The following is a 20,582-nucleotide window of genomic DNA, read 5'->3' as shown; positions in this document are numbered from 1 at the left end:
TTATTCATGATCAGTCGGCGCCCGAGAATCGGCAACACCCAATGATCAGGAGTTGCAACCCATGCCAAAATCCATCGTCGCCGCCCTGCAGATCGGTTCCTTGCCCGGCGGCAAGGGCGAAACCCTGGCGCAGATCCTCTCTTATGAAGAGGCTATACGTCAGGCCGGTGCCCGATTGGTGGTCATGCCCGAGGCCTTGCTGGGCGGGTATCCCAAGGGAGAAGGTTTCGGGACTCAACTGGGCTATCGGCTGCCGGAGGGACGCGAGGCGTTCGCCCGCTATTTCGCCAATGCCATCGACGTGCCCGGGGTCGAGACCGAAGCGCTGGCCGGGCTCTCGGCGCGCACCGGGGCAAGTCTGGTGCTGGGCGTGATCGAGCGTGCTGGCAGTACGCTTTATTGCACGGCCCTGTATTTCGAACCCGAGGCAGGTCTGGTGGCCAGGCATCGCAAGCTGATGCCCACCGGCACGGAGCGGCTGATCTGGGGCAAGGGCGATGGCTCGACTTTGCCGGTGATCGACAGCCAGGTCGGTCGTGTGGGCGCGGCGGTGTGCTGGGAAAACATGATGCCGCTGCTGCGCACGGCGATGTACGCCAAGGGCGTCGAGGTGTGGTGTGCGCCGACGGTGGATGAACGGGATATGTGGCAGGTGACCATGCGTCACATTGCCCATGAAGGCCGGTGCTTTGTGGTCAGCGCCTGTCAGGTCCAGTCCTCGCCTCAGGCGCTGGGGATCGAGGTCGCGAATTGGCCGGCCGAACGTCCATTGATCGCCGGCGGCAGCGTCATCGTCGGCCCCATGGGGGATGTGCTGGCCGGTCCGTTGAAAGACAGGGCAGGGTTGTTGACCGCTGAAATCGATACCGACGATCTGGTGCGGGCGCGCTACGACTATGACGTGGTCGGGCACTATGCCCGGCCGGATGTGTTCGAGCTGGTGGTGGATGAGCGGGCCAGGCCCGGCGTGCGGTTTACCGCGTGAATCACCAAGTGGTCGTAGGGGCCCGCAAGTCCAGGGTCCCGCGGTCGACGAAGCGCACGGTACCGAACAACCCGCCCGCAAGCTTGCCCTTGAGCACGTAGGGCAGGTTGTCCAGGCTCTGGGTCTGGCTCAGGCCCAGCGTTTGGCGCAGCACCGAAAAAGCCGAGATGCTGACTGGCACACTCAGCACCTGCTCGGAAAACCTCGGGATGGAGCCTGTCTGATCACTCACGCCTGACGCCAGCGTGTGTCCATTGACCTCCAGATCCAGCGCCACGCCGTTATAGTCGATGCCGATGTCGTTGGGATTCTGCAAGCGCAGTTTCACCGCGAAACGCATCTCCAGTTCCTGGCTGGGCAAGGGTTCGATGCCCACCACGTTGATGTTCAGCGGATCATGGCGCTGGAAGAGGGTACAGCTGCTCAGGCTCATGAACATCAGGAGAACGGACAAACCAATGATTCTGCGCATGGGCACTCTCTCACGCTAAAAGGGACCCGAAGGATGCCGGGCTCCTGACAGTTTCTGACACCGGCCTCTGCTAGTCTGCGTCAACTTTTTCCTCCCGGATAGCCCATCGTGTCGCGTACCACCCGGCTGCTCACTTTATTGCAAGTCTTGCGCGGCAAGCGCTGCCCGGTTACCGCCGCGACATTGGCGGCCGAGTTGAAGGTGTCCGAGCGCACACTCTATCGGGATATCGCCGAGCTGACCGCCCTTGGGGCGCCGATCCAGGGGGAGGCCGGCATCGGTTATGTCTTGCGCAGCGGTTTGTTCCTGCCGCCCCTGATGTTCACGGCGGACGAAATCGAGGCCATTGTGCTGGGCTTGCGCTACGTGGACCAGCGTGGCGACGAGGTGTTGGGCAAGGCCGCTGCCGATGCCTTGGCGAAGGTCGCCGCCGTGCTGGCCCCTGACGTCCGGGATGCCTTGCAGAACCCGACGGTGCTGCCCGGTCCGCCGGGTTATGGCTACCCGCGCAATACCGTGGAATTAAATGTATACCGCCAGGCCATTCGTACCCAGGCGAAGCTGCTCATCGATTACGCCGACGTCAACAACACACCGAGCCAGCGGTTGATCTGGCCGCTTGCCCTGGGCTTTTTCAACGAGGCGCGGGTCGTGGTGGCCTGGTGCGAGTTGCGCGGTGCCTACCGGACCTTTCGCACCGATCGGATTGCGTCCGCCGCCGAGCAGGGAGAGCGCTATCCCGGCAGGCGCAGCGATCTGTTGCGAGCCTGGATGAAGCTCATGCAACTGGATGAAACCGGACGTTTCACTCCTGACAAAAACTGACATGGCGCTGTTTTAGCATGGTGTGAGATCGATAAAACAAGGAGCCGTACCATGTCCAATCCCGTCTCTTCCCTGGCCCCGGCCATCGCCGGCTATATAGCGGCCGCCAATGCCCGTGACAGTTCGGCGGCGGTGCGTTTTTTCGCCGAGGACGCCAATGTCTTCGATGAGGGCCAACACCGGGCAGGCACCCAGGCCATCGCCCAATGGATGGAGGACACCGCCCAACGTTACCAGCCTCGGGTAGAAGTCCTGAACGTGCAGCAACGCACCGGCAAGGTGCTGGTACACAACCTGATCTCCGGGACCTTTCCCGGCAGCCCACTGGAGTTGCGGTATACCTTCCGGCTCGATGAGCAAGGGAAGATCAGCCGGCTGGATATCTCGGTCTAGAGCCGCAGTTCTGTAAGAGCAAAGCCTGCTCGCGAAAGCGGTGGGTCAGTCTGCATGGATTTCTGATAGTCGACCGCAGTGCCTTCATCGCGGACAAGCCTTGCTCCTACAGGGTTCCCACATGGCATACTCCCGGCTTCTCTTTTCGGACCCGGGCCGCATGTCTTTCGATTCTCCCCTGAGTGCCTGGCAGCATGCCATCGAGCATCACGGTTTCGTCCAGGACGAAGCCCAGGAGCTGGCCATCATGGCCCTGGAGCAATGCCACAAGGCGGTGCATGAGGGACGCAAATCAATCCAGGGCGTCTATCTCTGGGGGCCGGTAGGGCGTGGCAAGACCTGGCTGATGGACCGTTTCTACGAAAGTCTCAAGGTCCCGGCGCGACGTCAGCATTTCCACCATTTCATGGCCTGGGTGCACCAGCGCTCATTCCAGCTCACCGGCACGCCGGATCCCCTGCAGGCCCTGGCCCGTGAGTTGAGCGCCGAGGTGCGGGTGCTGTGTTTCGACGAACTGTTCGTCACCGACATCGGTGACGCCATGATTCTCGGTCGGCTGTTCCAGGTGATGTTCGAGCGGGGCATGGTGATCGTGAGCACCTCCAACCTGCCGCCCGAAGAACTTTATGCCAATGGCCACAACCGTGATCGGTTCCTGTCGACCATCACGGCGATCAAGCAACACATGCAAATCGTGCCGGTGAACGGGTGGCAAGACCATCGCCAGCATCCGGGCGCGCTGCGACAACGTTATTGGTTGTTGGAAGCCGGGCAGTCAGATCCCCTGGCTGAAATTTTTGCCCGATTGACCGCGGGCCAAACCCTCGGCAGCGGGCCGATCGAAGTGGGCCATCGGTCGCTTGAACCGGTCCAGGCCAGCGACACGGTACTCTGGAGTCGGTACGCGAACCTGTGCGAACAGCCGTTTTCGGCCCTGGATTTCATGGCGTTGTGTGATCGCTTCAGGGTCATTCTGCTCAGCGACGTACCCAGCCTGAGTGCTCAGCAGCGCGAGGGACGAATCGCCCGGGGTACCGAAGACGCTGTCGAGCGGGTCGAGGCGGGGGATCGGGAGTTGCCGCAGCTGTCGGTTCACGACGACGGAGTGAGGCGCTTCATTGCCCTGATCGATGAATGCTACGATCGCAAGGTGCCGCTGTACCTTTCGGCCCGAGTACCGATGGAACAGCTGTACACCGAGGGCTATCTGCAATTTCCGTTTCGCCGTACCCTCAGTCGCCTCCAGGAAATGCAACTGCAACGTTTTGGTCAGCCTGCCTGACCGGTATCCGCCGACCGCCTGAGGCGTCGGTATCAGCACAGAGAGATGGACGTTCATGGAAGAAGCCAAGGACATTCTTGTATTGCAAGCCAGCTATACCAATCCGGTCCACGCCGAAGCGATCTGCCATGTGCTCAATGGCTATGCCGAAGATCCGATGGGCATCGGACGGTCGCTGGCGCCCGAAGTGCTGCTGCATCTGCCCGAGGAATTGGCCAAGCGCCCCTATGCCTTCAGCGTGCTTGCTTTCGTCAATGGCGAGCCCGCGGGGCTGGTCAATTGTTTCGAAGGCTTCTCGACCTTTGCCTGCCGTCCGCTGGTGAATATCCATGACGTTGCCGTGATGAAGGCCTTTCGCGGGTTGGGCCTGAGCCAGCAGATGTTGCGCAAGGTCGAGGACATTGCGCGCCAGCGAGGTTGCTGCAAGATTACCCTGGAAGTGCTGGAGGGTAACGCCGTGGCACAGGCCAGCTATGCCAAATCTGGCTTCTCCGCCGGCATGTTCGACCCGGAGCATGGCCGCATGCTGTTCTGGACCAAACCCCTCTAGACCTGAAGTGCTGCGGGAGCGGGCCCGCCGTCTCACTGTGAGCGCAAGGCTTGCCCGCGATGGCCTGGGCCCGGTCTATTGCTGTACGAGCCGAGGCTGAGGGGCCTTTGGCTGAATCAGACTGAAGTCGATCAATGCCTTGTGCTGGCGCTGGTGAGGATTTCCGATCATCAGCGGTCGGGCCATGAACTCATTGCTGACCAGGCTCCTGCTGCGGTCCAGTTCATCGAAGCTCAAGCCCGCCAGGTCCGCCCAGGTGTGAATCAACTGAGAGCTGCTGTATGGCCGTGACAGTTCGGCAGCGAAGTTCCAGTCATGGGTTTCCCGCCACTTGGGCGAAGCCCAGGCGATGAACGGAATGGTGTACATCGGCGCGGTAGGTTTGCCTTCGTTGCGACCCAGGGTGTCGTTGCCCGCTGAGTCGAACACGTCTTCGCCGTGGTCCGACAGGTACAGCAAAAAGCCGTTGGGATCGGTTTTGGCGTAGTCCTTGATCAGGCTGGACACCACGAAGTCGTTATACAGCACCGCATTGTCGTAGCTGTTATAGGTCGGAACCTGGTCGTCGCGCACACCTGCCGGCACGCCCTGGCGATCCTTGAATTTGTTGAACGTCGGTGGATAGCGATACTGGTAACTCATGTGAGTGCCCAACAGGTGCACCACGATCAGCTTGCGCGGCGCACTATCGGCCAGGGCCTTGTTGAATGGGGCAATGACGTCGCCATCGTACTGCGCGGCGTTCTGGTTACGATTGTTGTTCAGGTACACCTGCTCGTCGGCCTGCTGGGAAAAGGTGGTGAGCATGGTGTTGCGCTTGGTCATGGTCTGCTGGTTGGTGATCCAGAACGTCTTGTAGCCCGCCTGTTTCATCATACTGACCAGTGACGGCGTGGTCAGGTACAGGTCCGGGTTCTGCTCGTCGGCAAACGTCAGGACCTGTTGCAGCGCTTCGATGGTGTAGGGGCGTGGGGTGATCACGTTATCGAACACCGACAACTGGCCCTTGAGCTTGTCCAGCTCCGGAGTGGTTTCCCTTTGATAACCATACAGGCTCATGCGCTGGCGGTTGGTGGACTCACCGATGACCAGCACCAGGGTCGCGGGCTGATTGGCCATGGCGTCCTTGAGGTTGCGCAGTGGCGGGATCTGGCTGGCGCTGTGCAACATGCCTTGCATATTGCTCAGTTGTTCGCCGTAACGACGGTAGGCCACCAGCATTTGCCAAGGCACGGCCGGCTCGATTCGATCCTCGAATTTCTCCAGGCCGCCGGCCCAGGTGCCGGTGCGCAGGGTTTGCTTGACCAGCGGATAACCGACCACGGCCACCATGATCACGGCTGCGATCGCCATGGCCTGGCCCTTGGGCAGGTACACCGGGCGCAGACGCGTCCAGAGCAGATAACCGACCGCCGTGTGGGCCAGGAATGCCGGCACCATCCACCAGGCAAAATACTGGGTCAGGTATTCGCCGGCTTCCGCCACGTTCGACTCGAACATGATGAAGATGACGCTCTGGGAGAATTCCTGCTGATAGATGAAGAAATAACCGAGGCTGGCCATGGAGCAGGCCCATAGCACCACGCCGATCAGAGCGGCGAGCGAGCGGGTCCGGGACGGGAACAACAGCATGGGTGCCAGCCACAGGGCGCTCATGAAGAATGCCTGGCGAAATCCGGTGAAGCCGGAGGTATCGGTTACCAGGATGAGCAGTTGGGTAATGCCCGAAAAATACCAGAAGAACAGGAAAAGCCAGCCTAATCCGGCCCAATCGAAACCTTTCGCAGTCGTTTTGCTGCGTTTTAACAAGCTCATCAGCGCTCCAGCCTCTGTCGACGAAATCCCGGGTAGCGAAGCCGCCCGCAGGCACGCGCCGACCAACCCTGGCCAGGAGTATCGCGATAAGGGTGTGAAAACTTCGTGAGTTTTCCTGGATGTGAAGGACGGGTCTTGTAGCGAGAGGGCTCACAGGGGCGCATCGCGGCGTGTCGCCGACAGGCCTTGCCCACGCAGGTTTCGTGGAAGTGACACCGATTCTGCTCAGCGTCACTTCCCGACTGGGCTGGATCTCAGCGAGCCAGTGCCTGGCGTTGGTGGGGCAGTGAGGCGTGCTGCAGTTGCATGCGTAGCTGGGTCACCTCGTCGAGTAGCAGATCACGCTCTTCTTTTAGCAAGCGTAATTCATCGCGACGAATGGTCACATAAAGGGTCTGAGGGGGACGTGCGGTAACGACTGGGTCCATTGCTCACCTCGCAAATGGCGTACATCAACTATAGAGATGTCGCCAGTTTTTGGTCGACACCTCTACTATCGGCGCCGATTCTGATTTCTTTTGCTCGTGAATGGAACTTTTTTATTTTTCATGGTCGCCGTGTCTTCGACCGGATTTGAAGCGTTATCCCTTGTGATTGCACGAATTAACCGGAAACTATGCAGCAATGCTCTGGACTAACCTCCTCATAGTCGTGAGCTAAACCTTTGACATACCTTTATTTGTAGTAGGGAGCATCAGCACATGCAACTCGGGATCATTGGACTGGGCCGCATGGGCGGCAACATTGCGCGGCGCCTGATGCTCGATGGGCATACCACCGTCGTCTACGATCGCAATGGCGCGTTCGTCGAAAACCTGGTCCAGGCTGGCGCTACGGGCGTGGCGGATCTGCCGGCCCTGGTGGCTGGTTTGCAAGCGCCGCGAGCGGTCTGGGTCATGCTGCCGGCCGGCGCGCCCACCGAAGACACCATCAACGCGCTGAGTGAGCTGCTGGAGCCCGGCGACGTGATCATCGATGGCGGAAACACGTATTACAAGGACGACATCCGTCGCGCCCAGGCGCTGGCTGAAAAAGGCCTGGATTACATCGATGTCGGTACTTCGGGAGGCGTCTGGGGCCTGGAGCGCGGCTATTGCATGATGATTGGCGGTAACGCCGATGTGGTCACGCGCCTGGACCCGCTGTTCAACAGCCTGGCGCCGGGCATGGGTGACATCCCGCGCACCCGCGACCGCAAGTCCGACGATGACCGCGCCGAGCGTGGTTACATCCATGCGGGGCCGGCCGGTTCCGGGCATTTCGTGAAGATGATCCACAACGGTATCGAGTACGGCATGATGCAGGCCTTCGCCGAGGGCTTCGACATCCTCAAGACCAAATCCAGCGAAAGCCTGCCACCGGAACAGCGTTTCGACCTGAACCTGGCCGATATCGCCGAAGTCTGGCGACGTGGCAGCGTAGTGTCGTCCTGGTTGCTGGATTTGACGGCCGATGCCCTGGCCAACGATCCCAAGCTGGACGGCTTTTCCGGTGAAGTGGCCGACAGCGGGGAAGGGCGCTGGACCATCGAAGCCGCCATCGAACAAGCGGTGCCGGTCCCCGTGCTGTCCAGCTCGCTGTTCGCCCGTTTCCGTTCCCGCCAACAGAGCACCTACGGTGACAAGATGCTGTCGGCCATGCGCTTCGGCTTCGGCGGCCATGTAGAGACTCCGAAAAAATGACCGCGATCGGCAGGAAATCCAAGGCAGAGCCCGCGCCGCCGACCACGTTGTTTCTGTTCGGTGCCCATGGGGATCTGGTCAAGCGCCTGTTGATGCCGGCGCTTTACCACCTCACTCGCGACGGGTTCCTGGGGGATGGCCTGCAGATCGTCGGCGTTGACCACAACGCGATCAGCGACGTGGACTTCGCCAAAAAACTCGAGGCGTTCATCCGTAACCAGGCGGCGAGCAAAGGGGGCGATGCCGCCGAGGCGCTCGATCCGCAGCTGTGGGCCCGATTGGCCAAAGGCATCGGTTATGTTCAGGGTGACTTCCTTGATGACAGCACCTACGAGGCACTGGCGGCGAAAATCGCCGCCAGTGTCACCGGCAATGCGGTGTTCTATCTGGCCACCGCACCGCGCTTTTTCAGTGAAGTGGTCCGTCGCCTCGGTGCGGCGGGGCTGCTGCAAGAGCAGGACGATGCGTTCCGTCGGGTGGTGATCGAAAAACCGTTCGGTTCCGACCTGCAAACCGCCGAAGCGCTCAATGCCTGCCTGCTCAAGGTCATGAGCGAGAAACAGATCTATCGGATCGACCATTACCTGGGCAAGGAAACCGTACAGAACATCCTGGTCAGCCGTTTTTCCAACAGTCTGTTCGAAGCGTTCTGGAACAACCATTACATTGACCACGTGCAGATCACCGCCGCCGAAACCGTCGGCGTGGAAACCCGTGGCAGTTTTTATGAGCACACCGGCGCCTTGCGGGACATGGTGCCCAATCACCTGTTCCAGTTGCTGGCCATGGTGGCAATGGAGCCCCCGGCTGCCTTCGGCGCCGACGCGGTGCGTGGCGAAAAGGCCAAGGTGGTGGGGGCGATCCGGCCCTGGACGGTGGAGCAGGCTCGCGCCAATTCGGTACGGGGCCAGTACACCGCCGGTGCGATCGGCGGCAATGCCGTGAACGGTTACCGCCAGGAAGCCAACGTGGCTCCCGACAGCGGCACCGAAACCTATGTTGCCCTCAAGGTCATGATCGATAACTGGCGTTGGGTCGGGGTGCCTTTTTACCTGCGTACCGGCAAGCGCATGAGCGTGCGCGACACGGAAATCGTCATCTGCTTCAAACCGGCCCCGTACGCGCAGTTCCGCGACACCGAAGTCGACGAATTGCAACCTACCTACTTGAGAATCCAGATCCAGCCCAATGAAGGCATGTGGTTCGACCTGCTGGCCAAGCGGCCGGGACCAGCCCTCGACATGGCGAATATAGAGTTGGGCTTTGCCTACAAGGACTTCTTCGAAATGCAGCCGTCAACGGGGTACGAAACCCTCATCTACGATTGCCTTACCGGTGATCAGACCTTGTTCCAGCGTGCCGACAACATTGAGAATGGTTGGCGCGCGGTGCAACCGTTTCTCGACGCCTGGCAGCAGGACGCTACCGTCCAGCCTTACAAGGCCGGGGAGGATGGACCCGCTGCCGCCGATGAACTGCTGACTCGCGATGGTCGCGTCTGGCATGGCCTGGGATGAGTGAATCGTTGAAACCGCCTATTCGTTTTCTGCTCAGCGACATGGACGGCACGCTTTTACTGCCCGATCACAGTCTCAATCAACGGACCATTGAAGCCGTGCGCTCCTTGCGCGAGGCGGGCGTGTTGTTCAGCCTGGCCACCGGTCGACCGCCGCGGGCGATGTTGCAGCAGATCGAAGCCCTGGGGGTCGATCTGCCCACGGCCGCGTTCAATGGCGGGACGCTGGTTCATCCGGACGGCAGTTTCCTTGCCGTGCACTACGTGCCACCCGAAGTGGCCTTGACGACGCTGGCGCTTTACGCCGACCAGCCCGGCATCGAGGTGTGGGTGTTTGCCGATGGCCACTGGCTGGTGCGCGATGCCAATGGCCCGATGGTGCCGGTGGAAATCCGTGGCCTGGGCTATCCGCCCGTTGAGGTCGAGAGCTTCGAACCGTACCTGGAGCGCATCGACAAGATCGTGGCGACCAGCGCCAATACCGATCTGCTGGTTGAACTGGAGGCCCGGTTGCATCCGCTGCTCAAGGGCCAGGCCCAAGTGTCGCGTTCGCAGCCGATCTACCTCGACGTCACGGCGCTGAAGGCGAACAAGGGGGAGGCATTGGCAACCCTGGCGGCGTTTCTGGATGTGCCGCTGGAGCAGACGGCGGCCATGGGTGATGGGGGTAACGACCCGGCGATGTTTCATCGTGCAGGCCTGTCGATTGCCATGGGCCAGGCGGAAGAGGCGATCAAGCGCCAGGCCGACGTCATCACAGCTGCCAGCATCGAAGATGGCGCGGCGCTCGCGATCGAACGGTATATCCTGCCGCGATAACCCGTCGCACGAAAGGAAAAACCTGTGGGAGCGAGCCTGCTCGCGATAGCGGTCTGCCTGAAGCGGTGATGTCGGGTCTGTCGACGCCATCGCGGGCTAGCCTTGCTCCCACAGCGTTTCCGGATGGATTACAGCCAGTAAGTCACCGCAAACCAACCCAAACCACCCATCACGACGGTGTAGGGCAGTGCCATCCAGACCATCCGGCCATAGGACAGGCGAATCAGCGGCGCAATCGAAGATGTCAGCAAAAACAGGAACGCGGCCTGGCCGTTGGGGGTCGCGACGCTGGGCAGGTTAGTGCCGGTGTTGATGGCCACCGCCAGGATCTCGAACTGTTCGCGGCTCAGGTTGCCGGACAAGAAGGCTTGTTTCACCTCGGTAATGTAGATGGTCGCCACGAATACGTTGTCGCTGATGGCGGACAGCAGCCCGTTGGCGATGAACAGCATGCCGGGTTGTTGATCGGCGGGGAGGGCCAGGACCCACTGGATCAGAGGCGTGAACAATTGTTGGTCGTGAATGACCGCAACCACCGCGAAGAACACCACCAGCAATGAAGTGAATGGCATCGCGTCCTTGAATGCGTTGCCGAGTCGATGTTCATCGGTGATGCCCGTGAACGCGGTAATCAATATGATCACCGTCAGGCCGATCAAGCCGACTTCGGCAATGTGCAGGGCCAGAGCCACGATCAGGACCAGTGCGGCGATACCCTGCACGATCAACGCGGCGCGTTGGCGTGAGGTGCGCTCGCGATTGTCCTGCTCCGCGTAGTCGGCCAGCACAACGCGCACGTTGTCCGGCAGCAGCGTGCCGTAGCCGAACCAGCGCAGTTTCTCCAGTGCCACGCAAGTGACCAGCCCGGCCACCAGCACAGGCAGCGATACGGGGGCGACCTTCAAGAAAAAGTCCACGAAATGCCAACCCATCTCATGGCCGATCAGCAGATTCTGCGGCTCGCCCACCAAGGTGCACACACCGCCCAGCGCGGTGCCTACGGCGCCATGCATCAGCAGACTGCGCAGGAACGCGCGGAATTGTTCCAGGTCCCCGTGGTGCAACGCAGGCAGGGCATGATCTTCATCGATGCTGCTGTCCTGGCGCGGGTCGTTGCCTGAAGCCACGCGGTGGTATACCGAATAAAAACCGACCGCGGCGCTGATGATGACCGCCGTGACGGTGAGCGCGTCGAGAAACGCCGACAGGAACGCCGACAGGAAGCAGAACATCAAGGCCAGCAGCGCCTTTGAGCGCACGCCCAGGAGCAGGCGGGAGAATAGAAAGAGCAGCAAGTCTTTCATGAAGTAAATCCCGGCCACCATGAACATCAGCAGCAGGATCACCGGAAAGTTGTGGATCAGCTCGTCGTACAGCGCCTTGGGGGTCGTCATGCCCAGCGCCAGGGCTTCGATCAACAGCAGGCCACCGGGCATCAAGGGATAGCATTTGAGCGCCATGGCCAGAGTGAAGATGAATTCCAGCACCAGCATCCACCCGGCAACGACCGGCCCAAGTGTCCACAACGCCAGGGCATTGAGAATCAGAAACGCGACGATGCACGCTTTGTACCAGCGTGGGGAATGCCCAAGAAAGTTATGCGCGAAAGCTTCAGCCATTGAACCGGACATCGGCTGCTCCTTTTATTTAGAAGCGCGCAACTTGCCGTAAGCAATAAGGAATATCAAGCGTAGGAAAAAATACGTTGGCAGCTCATGCCCAATACCGTGCCACGACGGCCTTGTAAGTACCGTGGAGTGAATAACCCCCCAGCAATATCTTCCCGTCTGCCTGGACCGCGAGAGTGGTGGCGGTGTCCAGGCTGTAGCCGAGCCGTGTGCGGGTCCAGCCTCTGCCTTGACCGAAAAACGGGTCGAGGTTGCCCTCCGGCAGATGCCGGGCCAGAACGAAATCCGCTTCGATGCCGCCGATGGTGGCGCCGGCGGTTACGAGTTTTCCATCGGATAGAATCTGCGCGGCGGTCCATTGACTCGCGCTGCGCCCGATCTGAGTGAGCCGGCATTGGCCCTGGTTGAAGTCCGGGTCCGGTTTCCCGTCCAGGCGTACCTTGAGTGACAGACACTGCATGGGGTCACGGCTGCTGCCGAATGCCTGCAGATCGCCGTTTCCATGCTGGACGATCTGACTGATCATCACGCTGCGTTCCTGCGTGGTGATGGACAGGAAACCGTTGTCGCCGAAGCTGTCATCGAGCTTGCCGCTGGGGTCATAGCGGGCCATCAATCCCTGTTGGGGCAGGTCGATGGCGCCTCCCACCAGGATATTGCCGTCGGCCTGAAGTGCGAGACAGCTCAGCCAGGTATTTTTCAGCAGCCGCCGGACCATCACGAAGCCGCCGCCATTGAAGCTGCTGTCCAGGCTGCCGTCCGGCAGCAGGCGGATCAGGATGCCGACGTGGTCGGACAATTGAAAATGATGGTTGGCCAACAGCAGGATCCTGCCATCGGCCTGAACGCGCATGTCGCTGGCCTCCAGGCCCGGTACGCCGGGGGGCAGCCAAGGGGCGCGCAGGCCCAGGGAAAGACCACCACAGAGCCGGATGACTTTCTTTCCGATGTTGCCGAATCCCGCGACCGCACGGCCTCGTTGATCGAACAGCGCCAGGGCGGGAAGGGTGCGGTCGGCACTTTCGTAATGAAGGCCTGACAGCAGGATTTGTCCATCGGGTAACTCGATGACCTTGCCCGCCGTCGCTTCATGACCTTGTTCGAACGCGCCAATGACGCAGCCAAGGGAACCAAAACTCTTGTCCGGCGAGCCGTCGTGGTTGAGGCGGGCAAGCCCGAAACGGCTACCGTGGGCCGTCTTGACCTTGGCGGCCACCAGAATGCGTCCGCTGCGATCAACGGTCATGTTCGTGGCCAGGCTTGAGGTGGTGCCGCCGAACTGAACCGACACCTTGCCGTTATCGGCAAAGCCTAAGTCAAGCTGTCCGGCGTGGGCCACCGTCTTCGGCAGCCCAAGGGCGAAGTGATCGAGCATGCATGCCTCTCCTTGCGCGTCGACCGGCCCGAAGGGGCGATGACTGCATGAGGGCAACATTCAATCCCTGAAAGGGATGACACACAACTGTCAACCTCTACCTATATAGAGGCGAATCGTGCCGGAACAATGACTTTTCGGCCCAGTACCAAGCCTGCACTCAATGGCAGGCTTGTTCCGGCGAGTTATTCGGGCATGGACCAGGATTGCAGTGTGTAACCTTCCTGGCTCAGTTCGGCACGGGCCTGTTTCAACAGGTCGGCCAGTTGAGCTGGATCGGTATAGGCACTGCTTGGGATCTGAGTGCGGCCAATATGGGTATTGGTGCGGTCGACGACGGTCAGGCTCAGTTCGCCGTTACCGTCTTGTGGGGCCCAGGCCACGCACTGAAAAGGTTTAAATGCGCGGTCGGCAATCAAAAGAGCTTCGTTGATACGGAGCGGGGCGTTCATGGCGTTTTCTCTTAAAAGTGCCCAATCAAATGATGTGCCGTCGGTTGGGCGTACCGTGCGGCGGGTTACTTGTACTGATGTCCCGAACCCCGGGACAGGTCACACAATCTTTGAAGAAATTTCGATTTTCTTTCAGACCCGGTGAAAACGCTTTTGTTTGAAAGCGCTATGAAAGAATTCAGGAGACGGTAACTAACGAAACGCTCGCTTATAACCGGTTTAGTGCGCTTCCCATAATCAAACGATACAAGCGCGCGTCAACTTCTTGCTACTGTTAGATGCAGGTTCGCCAAACACCTGTTTCTAATCATATTTCCTAACTTTGGCGCCAAGGATCAGTCATGATCGAAGCCAGTACGTTGCGTCGTCTGCTCGTGGTTGATCCCTGCGATGATTGCCATCGCTTGTTGCCGGGGTTACGCAGCTTGGGCTGGGAGGTGGACAGTTGTTCCCTCGATCACGCGGGTGACCGGGCCTGCGATGTTGGTCTTCTGCGACTGCAGCCTTGTCATCTGGAGCGCCCGGAAGCGGTCAAGGAATTGATCAGCCGCAGCGGTGCCGAGTGGATTGCCGTGCTCAACCAGGAAGTGTTGCGCCTGAAGAACGTGGGTGATTTTGTCTGCGAATGGTTTTTTGATTTTCATACCTTGCCGTTCGATGTCTCACGGGTCCAGGTCACGTTGGGGCGAGCCTTTGGCATGGCGCGTTTGCGCGGCCAGGGCTCGATTCATATCGAACAGCCCGAACATGCGTTGCTGGGCGACAGCAAGCCGATTCGCGAGCTGCGCAAGCTGTTGGGCAAACTGGCCCCCACCGAGTCACCGGTCCTGATTCGCGGCGAGAGCGGCACGGGCAAGGAACTGGTGGCGCGGACCCTGCATTTACAGTCCCAGCGGCGCAACAAGCCCTTCATTGCCATCAACTGTGGCGCGATTGCGGAGCATCTGATTCAGTCTGAACTGTTCGGTCATGAGAAAGGTGCGTTCACGGGGGCTCATCAGCGCAAGATCGGGCGCATCGAGGCGGCTCACGGCGGGACGCTGTTCCTGGATGAAATTGGCGACCTGCCTTTGGAGTTGCAGGCCAATCTCCTGCGTTTCCTGCAGGAAAAGCACATTGAGCGGGTCGGTGGCAGTCAGCCGATAGCGGTTGATGTGCGGGTACTGGCCGCTACCCATGTGGATCTGGAGGCGGCCATCGAGCGCCGGTTGTTCCGCGAGGATCTGTATTACCGCCTGAACGTGCTGCAAGTGGTGATGGTGCCCTTGCGCGAACGCCCCGGAGACTTGTCGATGCTCGCCAGTCATTTCGCTCATGCCTACAGCCAGGAAACCGGCCGCCGTCCCCGCAGCTTCAGCGAGGACGCGCTGGTGGCGATGGGCATGCACGATTGGCCGGGTAACGTCCGGGAACTGGCCAATCGTGTCCGTCGCGGCCTGGTACTGGCCGAGGGGCGGCAGATCGAAGCCAGGGACCTTGGCCTGACCAGTCATTCGGCGATCGTGGCGCCGATGGGCACCCTTGAAGACTACAAGACCCGCGCCGAGCGCCAGGCATTGAGCGATGTGCTCAACCGGCACAGCGACAACCTGAGCGTCGCAGCCCGTGTGCTGGGCGTGTCGAGGCCGACGTTCTATCGGCTGCTGCATAAGCATCAGATCCGCTAACGCCCGGCTTCCGTGCACAGCCCTGTGGGAGCGAGCCTGCTCGCGATGGCGGCGCATCAGCCAACACATGTATCGACTGATACTCCGGCATCGCGAGCAGGGCTCGCTCCCACAGAGTGGATAGCGTCTACCTTCAGGGTTTCAGAAGTAATACGGGAATTTCAAGCTGAAGCTGAAATCCGGTGCATCGTCGGTCAGCCCGATGGACAAGTTGGGCACGATGGTCAGGTTATCGGAGGCGGCTACAGTCATGCCGATGTTGAAGTAGCCGGCATTGGCGTCGCTGGAAACCACGGACTCCCAATCCCCGCCATCCTGCTTGAGCTTGCTTTTCTTCTGGATCAGGTCTGATACGGAGAACGACATGCTCATCTTCTCGTTCAAGGCAAAGGCGATGCCTGCGCCGAGCTGGAAGCTGTCGCCGATCCGCACTTTGCCCGGCACCTTCTGGTTGACCGTGGAACTGATGTCGTCGAACGACTCCTCGAAGTTATGGGTGTAGGACAAGGTGCCGAACAGAACGGCCGGATCGAACGTCTTGACCAGCGAGATCCCGGGTGTGATCGACCAGACACCGTTGCCGGTGGGCAGGTCCTCGGGCACGAACAGGTTGGTGTTGGCCTGGGATTGGCGCAGCTTGATGCCGAAGGGGTCTTTGCCGGTGGGCGCCTTGACGCGCAGCGTCACCACCGCATCGGGGGTGTCGACGGATTCGTCCATGAACTTGTAGGCGATTCCGAAATTCACGTCGCCGATGGTCGGGTCGCGGGTGACGGTTTCTTCGCTCGTCACCCCGGCGGCGCCCTGGTTGGCGCCGCCGGACTGATAGGTGGATTCGCGATAGACCACCGGCACGTTCAGATCGAACTGCCAACGATTGTCGAAGTTATAGCGACCGGTCAGGTCCAGTGTCCAGGTGTCGGCCTTGATCCGGTCCAGGTTGATGTTGCCGAGGAAAATCGAGTCCAGGGCCAGGAAACCGTTGAGGATCAGTTGCCGGGTGTCATAGCGCGAATAAGTCACGCCGGTTTCGAAGCTGAACTTGCCGCCACCAAAAAAACCGCTGGCCTCGTCATAGAGATTGGAAACGCTCTGGGCTGGCTGGGAGTCCTCGGCAAGGGATTGCCCGTAGCCGCTGCCACCGGTCGTCTGGTTGCCTTTCATGTCGGCCGGAGACTTGACCAGGCGCTTGGGGGGCGCAGCGACGGGTTGTTCTTCCACCTGGCGAACCCGTTGTTCGAGGATCGCCAGGGCCTTCTGCTGGACCTCGTATCGCTGCCTGAGTTCGAGCAATTCCTGTTTCAAGGCTTCGATTTGCGCATCCTGTGCCGCCTGCAGCACAGGGGTCGGGAGCAATGTGCTCAAACACATGACGGCGCGCAGCGATACGGATCGATACATAAGACAGGTCCATCCCTTCATGTCCAGGGGACGCAGGCAGCGTCATTCAATAACCCGGGGTGCGAAGACCACGTAGCTGAGTCAGGTTGCAGTCCAGCGCACCGGCACTCGGGCCGTTGTTGTTCAGCACCACATTGAGCTGAGTCAGGTTGTTGACCAGGTTGCTGTTGCCCAGCAGGCGGGTGTTTTGCAGCAAGCCACCCTGGGCCACTTGTTGCAGGGTACTGCCCTGGTTATGGCTCGCCTGGATCGCCATCTGTACGCCGCTGCCGGTGGCCGTGACCGAGACACTGCCGGCTGCATTACTGCCGGTGATGGTCTGGCCCTTGGTCAGTAGCTGACCCTGGGAGGGGGGCAGCGCGGGTGCCTGGTTGCCTTCCTTCACGTTGATGCTGACGTTGTTATAGGCCGTGTTGCCGTCGCCGGCGGCCCGTACGCTCTGGGTCACACCCTGGCCGGTGCCGAGGCCCGCGCCGCCGATGACAGTCCCTTTGCCTGTGGCCGGGGCATCGCCGTTGCCGGTCTGCTTGAGGGTGGAGACATAAAACTCGGGTTTGACGGTGGCAGCCTGGATCTGCATGGAACTGGTGGCGCCGATCAGGTCGCCGCTGGCGTTGCGCCAGGTGCTGCTCATGACGATGCCGAAGCTGATGACTCGCCCTGGCATGACAAAACGACCACGCAGCTCGGCAAGCTCCTGGTCCTTGATTTCGATGGGTTTGAATCCGCCGTGGGCGTAGCCCGAAGCCGTCGCGACCAGGCAGGCAAGCGACAGCCAGTATGAGATTTTCATGTACCGCTCCCGGAGCTTCCTGCTCCTTTTTGTACTTATCGTTGGCAGTGGTCGGCGATTAAAAAAAGTCGCTCTGTATGAAGCCGAAATCCATCAGTTCCGCATCCTTGACCGGATTGAACCCGTCCAGCTGGTTGCGCGCCGTCAGGGGTTGCGGAGGGCTGCGCAGTGCATTGGCCTTGTCGTAGCCGGGACCGACGATGGCAAAGACGATGCCGTTCCAGCCTTTGACGAAGTCATCGTGGGCGTAACGCTTGTGCCCCAGCACCGGATCGCCGATGTAGACCCATTGCCGGTCGGCCCGCTGCAATACCACGAAGTGCTTGTAGCCACGTATTTCCATCAGGACCACCACGGGAATCGTCACGGCTTCGAGCTTTTCCGGTGGTATCCGGTAGCCTCGGGCGCGCATGCCGATGCTTTCCACATAGCGCTTCATGTCCAGCATGGAAAAACCCTGGGTGCGGACCAGGTTCTGGTCGGCATTGATCAGCATGCCTTTGATGACCTGTTCTTCGTCGACGTCCAGCCAATAGGCCTGGCGCAGCACCGTGGCCAGCGCGGCGGCACCGCAACTGAAATCGGTTTTCTGTTCGACGATGTCGCGGAACTTGCGCTCACGCAGGCTCTGTACCGGTTTGTACACCAGCATGCCGCCCGGCAAGGCGGCGACGGGTATCTGCGCAGCTTCGGCCATGAAGGCCATGCACAGCAGCAGGGACAGGGCAGTGACGCGCATGACGGATGACGCCTCATGAAGAGCCTGGAAACGAAGCCCCGTTCCCAGGGCTTCGTTTCTTGCGTGGTTACATGCAGGCCTTGCAGCCGGCGGCGATGGACAGCGAATTGCTTTGCTGGTTACCCACGCCTGCCGAGACGTTGGCCCCGCCGTTGCCGGAGAAGCCGTTCATGGAGTTGTTCAGGGTGGCGTTGTTGATCACCGGATTTTTCCAGCCATCGGGGGTCAGCACTTGTTGGGTGTTGCTGCCGGCCAGTTCGAAAGTACCCACGGCGGAGAACTTGAACTTGTCGTCATCGTGGCCGCCATAGCCACCCCGGTTGTCCCAACCGCCATGGTCGTCTTCGGCGGTGCCGGTGCCCTTGGCCTTGAAGGTGCCGGAGGCGGAGTAGGTGCTGGTGAGGGTGTCGGTCTTGTAGGTGCGCACGCCTTTGTTATCGACCTGAAGACCGGTGGACGTTTGATCGGCCGAGGCCGACGCTTCTGCGATGCGGCCGCCTGAAACAGCGATGGCCAGGTTGTTTTTCTGTTGGTTGAAGTTGCCGGCGGTCACGTTGATACCGATGTTGCCGGAGCCGTTGTTGCCTGCGTTGGTGAGCGAGGCGGTGTTATGGGTGGAATTGTTTTTGACGTAGTTGTTGGTATTGGTTTGCGTGGCGCTGGAAGCGGCGACCGCGGAGCCGAAAATGAAACTTTCGTCGGCAGTGGCCAGGGCGGCGGCATTGTCCTGCTGGTTGCCGTCGCCGCCGGCGATGTTGGCGCCCATGTTGCCGTTGCTGCCATTGAGCGAGTCAGTGGCCTCGGCGGTGTTTCGGGTGGCCTGGTTGGTCACCACGTTGCCGTCGCTGTTCTGCTCGTCCATCACCGTAGCCCCAGCTCCGGCGTTGATGGACAGCAGTTGATCCAGCGTCGGCCCTTGATGGCCATGGTGACCATGACCGTTACCGTTACCGTTTCCGCCGGCCTGTGCGGCCATCGCCATGACAGCGGCGAGAGCGAAAACCAATGGTTTGAGTGCCATTGCAGGTTTCATGATGTTTCTCCTTGCTTGTCGTTGGTGAAGTGTCAGTTTTTGTTTCTTGTTTTTATTCCGGGTCAGTCAGCGACCCGGATGCTCAGGGTGTTGGCCATACGGTTTCCCACCCCGGCGCTCTGGTTCACCTGGATCACCCCTCGGCTGCCGGTGAATGCCTGGTCGCTGGTAACGACCTGGCGGCTTCCGGTTGGGGCGTCAGTTGCTCCTGAGTTCGGTAACAACGCCACGTTCTGTTGAGAAAGCGCGCTGTCGTCCATGCTCTGCGGCCGGGCACTGATGCCCACCCGCATGACATTGGCCATCTGGTTGTTGGCCCCGGCGGACTGGTTGACGCCCAGCACCCCGTTGCCGTTGGTGAATGAGTGGCCGCCGATGCGGGCGGTCGCGTTCATGGATGGGTTGGCCGGTGTATCCAACCGCTGGTGAACGTGGGTGCTGGCGTGTGCCTCGGTGCCGATGGCAATGGCCCGTACGTTGGTTTGCTGGGTCTGGTCGCCAGCCGCCTGGTTGACATTGAGGTTGCCGGTGTAACGGCTGCCGGAGTCCTGCAGGTTGGCATCGTTGATCACCGCCACGCCCGGGTCGGCGAACACAGCACAGGAACCGAACAGGGCGAGCAGCAACAGGGCAGGCTTCATGTCACTGGCCTCCGGCCAGCCGACCCAGCGGGGCCAGGCCGGAACTCAGCGAGCGGTTGATCGTGCCGGAGATCGCGCCACCACTGCCGCCACCGTGGCCGGCGCTCATACCGGGCATGCCGTTGGGGTTGGTCACCACGTTCAGGCCCTGTACGCCGGTGTTGGTATTGACGGCGTTGCGGATCGACGAGCCGCTGGCGACGCTGGCGAATTCGCCGTCGCTCAGTTCAGTGCGGGTGGTGGCCTGGTTGATTCGATCGGAGGGATTGGCATTGACGGTGGTCGGGTAGGGGTCTTTACCGCCGTTACGACCTATGTGTACGGGCTGTACGTCGCGGTCGAGAACAATGACGCCATTGCCCTCGGCCTGTACCGGCAGGCTGAGCGTCGTGCTGGCGGCGCAGCCTATCCACAGCAGGTAAATCAAACGCCTGTTGAAAATCCCCATGGCATCGATTCCTTCCTCGTTGCGCTGGCCCTAGTCAGCGCTGCGGGAGGAAGAGCAGGTGTCGTG

21 protein-coding genes are annotated in these 20,582 nt (G+C 60.5%); 9 read left to right on the top strand and 12 right to left on the bottom strand.

Annotated elements, in window-relative coordinates; all coding sequences use genetic code 11:
- Positions 1 to 61 precede the first annotated feature (61 nt).
- Positions 62 to 985, top strand: coding sequence for a carbon-nitrogen hydrolase family protein (locus EGM97_RS09230; RefSeq protein WP_238963394.1), 924 nt, complete (start codon positions 62 to 64; stop codon positions 983 to 985).
- A gap of 1 nt (position 986) precedes the next feature.
- On the opposite strand, the gene EGM97_RS09225 is transcribed toward EGM97_RS09230, so the two are convergent.
- Complete coding sequence (locus tag EGM97_RS09225; RefSeq protein WP_238963393.1) at positions 987 to 1,457, bottom strand: LEA/WHy family protein; 471 nt, start codon at positions 1,455 to 1,457, stop codon at positions 987 to 989.
- A gap of 108 nt (positions 1,458 to 1,565) precedes the next feature.
- On the opposite strand from EGM97_RS09225, the gene EGM97_RS09220 reads away from it, so the two are divergent.
- From EGM97_RS09220 to EGM97_RS09205, 4 genes are all read left to right on the top strand, one after another.
- On the top strand, positions 1,566 to 2,282 hold the full coding sequence (locus tag EGM97_RS09220; protein WP_238963391.1) for a helix-turn-helix transcriptional regulator: 717 nt from the start codon (positions 1,566 to 1,568) through the stop codon (positions 2,280 to 2,282).
- A 51-nt stretch (positions 2,283 to 2,333) separates the two neighbouring features.
- Complete coding sequence (locus tag EGM97_RS09215; RefSeq protein ID WP_053151480.1) at positions 2,334 to 2,675, top strand: nuclear transport factor 2 family protein; 342 nt, start codon at positions 2,334 to 2,336, stop codon at positions 2,673 to 2,675.
- Positions 2,676 to 2,835: 160 nt separating this feature from the next.
- Complete coding sequence (gene zapE, locus EGM97_RS09210) at positions 2,836 to 3,957, top strand: cell division protein ZapE (RefSeq protein ID WP_238963389.1); 1,122 nt, start codon at positions 2,836 to 2,838, stop codon at positions 3,955 to 3,957.
- A gap of 55 nt (positions 3,958 to 4,012) precedes the next feature.
- Positions 4,013 to 4,507, top strand: a complete 495-nt coding sequence (locus tag EGM97_RS09205) for a GNAT family N-acetyltransferase (protein ID WP_238963387.1) — start codon at positions 4,013 to 4,015, stop codon at positions 4,505 to 4,507.
- Positions 4,508 to 4,582: 75 nt separating this feature from the next.
- Here EGM97_RS09205 and EGM97_RS09200 read toward each other — a convergent pair whose 3' ends face one another.
- Both EGM97_RS09200 and EGM97_RS09195 read right to left on the bottom strand, forming a co-directional pair.
- Entirely contained in the window at positions 4,583 to 6,322 is a 1,740-nt protein-coding gene (locus tag EGM97_RS09200) for a phosphoethanolamine transferase CptA (protein ID WP_238963385.1), read from the bottom strand.
- A gap of 254 nt (positions 6,323 to 6,576) precedes the next feature.
- Positions 6,577 to 6,750, bottom strand: a complete 174-nt coding sequence (locus EGM97_RS09195) for a DUF6026 family protein (RefSeq protein WP_238963371.1) — start codon at positions 6,748 to 6,750, stop codon at positions 6,577 to 6,579.
- Between the two features lie 273 nt (positions 6,751 to 7,023).
- Between EGM97_RS09195 and gnd the strand changes: the two genes are divergently transcribed.
- Genes gnd through EGM97_RS09180 form a run of 3 tightly spaced genes read left to right on the top strand, consistent with a single transcriptional unit; the run spans position 7,024 to position 10,339 of the window.
- Positions 7,024 to 8,004 carry a phosphogluconate dehydrogenase (NAD(+)-dependent, decarboxylating) gene (gnd, locus tag EGM97_RS09190; RefSeq protein ID WP_238963369.1) on the top strand — a complete coding sequence of 327 codons (981 nt, stop codon included), beginning with the start codon at positions 7,024 to 7,026 and terminating at the stop codon, positions 8,002 to 8,004.
- A complete protein-coding gene (gene zwf, locus EGM97_RS09185) occupies positions 8,001 to 9,521 on the top strand; it encodes a glucose-6-phosphate dehydrogenase (protein WP_238963367.1) in 1,521 nt (506 codons plus the stop codon). Before gnd ends, zwf begins: the two co-directional genes overlap by 4 nt.
- Positions 9,518 to 10,339: an HAD family hydrolase gene (locus EGM97_RS09180; protein WP_238963365.1), complete on the top strand. Its 822-nt coding sequence runs from the start codon at positions 9,518 to 9,520 to the stop codon at positions 10,337 to 10,339. The genes zwf and EGM97_RS09180 overlap by 4 nt, the downstream gene beginning before the upstream one ends.
- Positions 10,340 to 10,467: 128 nt before the next feature.
- Here the strand turns inward: EGM97_RS09180 and nhaB are convergent, their stop codons facing one another.
- From nhaB to EGM97_RS09165, 3 genes are all read right to left on the bottom strand, one after another.
- A complete protein-coding gene (gene nhaB, locus EGM97_RS09175) occupies positions 10,468 to 11,970 on the bottom strand; it encodes a sodium/proton antiporter NhaB (RefSeq protein ID WP_238963363.1) in 1,503 nt (500 codons plus the stop codon).
- Positions 11,971 to 12,052: 82 nt separating this feature from the next.
- Positions 12,053 to 13,342 (bottom strand): NHL repeat-containing protein, encoded by a 1,290-nt coding sequence (locus EGM97_RS09170; RefSeq protein ID WP_238963361.1) that lies wholly within the window; start codon positions 13,340 to 13,342, stop codon positions 12,053 to 12,055.
- A gap of 185 nt (positions 13,343 to 13,527) precedes the next feature.
- The gene (locus EGM97_RS09165; RefSeq protein ID WP_053151501.1) at positions 13,528 to 13,794 is read right to left on the bottom strand and encodes a hypothetical protein; all 267 of its coding nucleotides are present in this window, start codon (positions 13,792 to 13,794) and stop codon (positions 13,528 to 13,530) included.
- 341 nt (positions 13,795 to 14,135) lie between these two features.
- Here EGM97_RS09165 and EGM97_RS09160 point away from each other — a divergent pair, with 341 nt between their 5' ends.
- Entirely contained in the window at positions 14,136 to 15,461 is a 1,326-nt protein-coding gene (locus EGM97_RS09160) for a sigma-54 dependent transcriptional regulator (protein WP_238963359.1), read from the top strand.
- A 141-nt stretch (positions 15,462 to 15,602) separates the two neighbouring features.
- Here EGM97_RS09160 and EGM97_RS09155 read toward each other — a convergent pair whose 3' ends face one another.
- The 6 genes from EGM97_RS09155 to EGM97_RS09130 all read right to left on the bottom strand — a co-directional run bounded on the left by EGM97_RS09155 (position 15,603) and on the right by EGM97_RS09130 (position 20,516).
- Positions 15,603 to 16,862, bottom strand: a complete 1,260-nt coding sequence (locus tag EGM97_RS09155; RefSeq protein ID WP_238963357.1) for a hypothetical protein — start codon at positions 16,860 to 16,862, stop codon at positions 15,603 to 15,605.
- A 46-nt stretch (positions 16,863 to 16,908) separates the two neighbouring features.
- Positions 16,909 to 17,655, bottom strand: coding sequence for a hypothetical protein (locus EGM97_RS09150; protein WP_238963349.1), 747 nt, complete (start codon positions 17,653 to 17,655; stop codon positions 16,909 to 16,911).
- 58 nt (positions 17,656 to 17,713) lie between these two features.
- Positions 17,714 to 18,394, bottom strand: coding sequence for a C39 family peptidase (locus EGM97_RS09145; protein WP_238963347.1), 681 nt, complete (start codon positions 18,392 to 18,394; stop codon positions 17,714 to 17,716).
- Between the two features lie 67 nt (positions 18,395 to 18,461).
- Entirely contained in the window at positions 18,462 to 19,427 is a 966-nt protein-coding gene (locus tag EGM97_RS09140; RefSeq protein WP_238963338.1) for a heme utilization protein, read from the bottom strand.
- A 62-nt stretch (positions 19,428 to 19,489) separates the two neighbouring features.
- Positions 19,490 to 20,068, bottom strand: a complete 579-nt coding sequence (locus tag EGM97_RS09135) for an adhesin (protein WP_238963336.1) — start codon at positions 20,066 to 20,068, stop codon at positions 19,490 to 19,492.
- A gap of 1 nt (position 20,069) precedes the next feature.
- Positions 20,070 to 20,516: a hypothetical protein gene (locus EGM97_RS09130; RefSeq protein ID WP_238963334.1), complete on the bottom strand. Its 447-nt coding sequence runs from the start codon at positions 20,514 to 20,516 to the stop codon at positions 20,070 to 20,072.
- Positions 20,517 to 20,582: the final 66 nt, after the last annotated feature.

The organism is Pseudomonas sp. AF32 (assembly GCF_022342325.2).
GTDB lineage: Bacteria > Pseudomonadota > Gammaproteobacteria > Pseudomonadales > Pseudomonadaceae > Aquipseudomonas > Aquipseudomonas uvaldensis.
The sequence above is the reverse complement of the archived record's forward strand: the minus strand, read 5'-3'. Positions and strand labels throughout refer to the sequence as shown.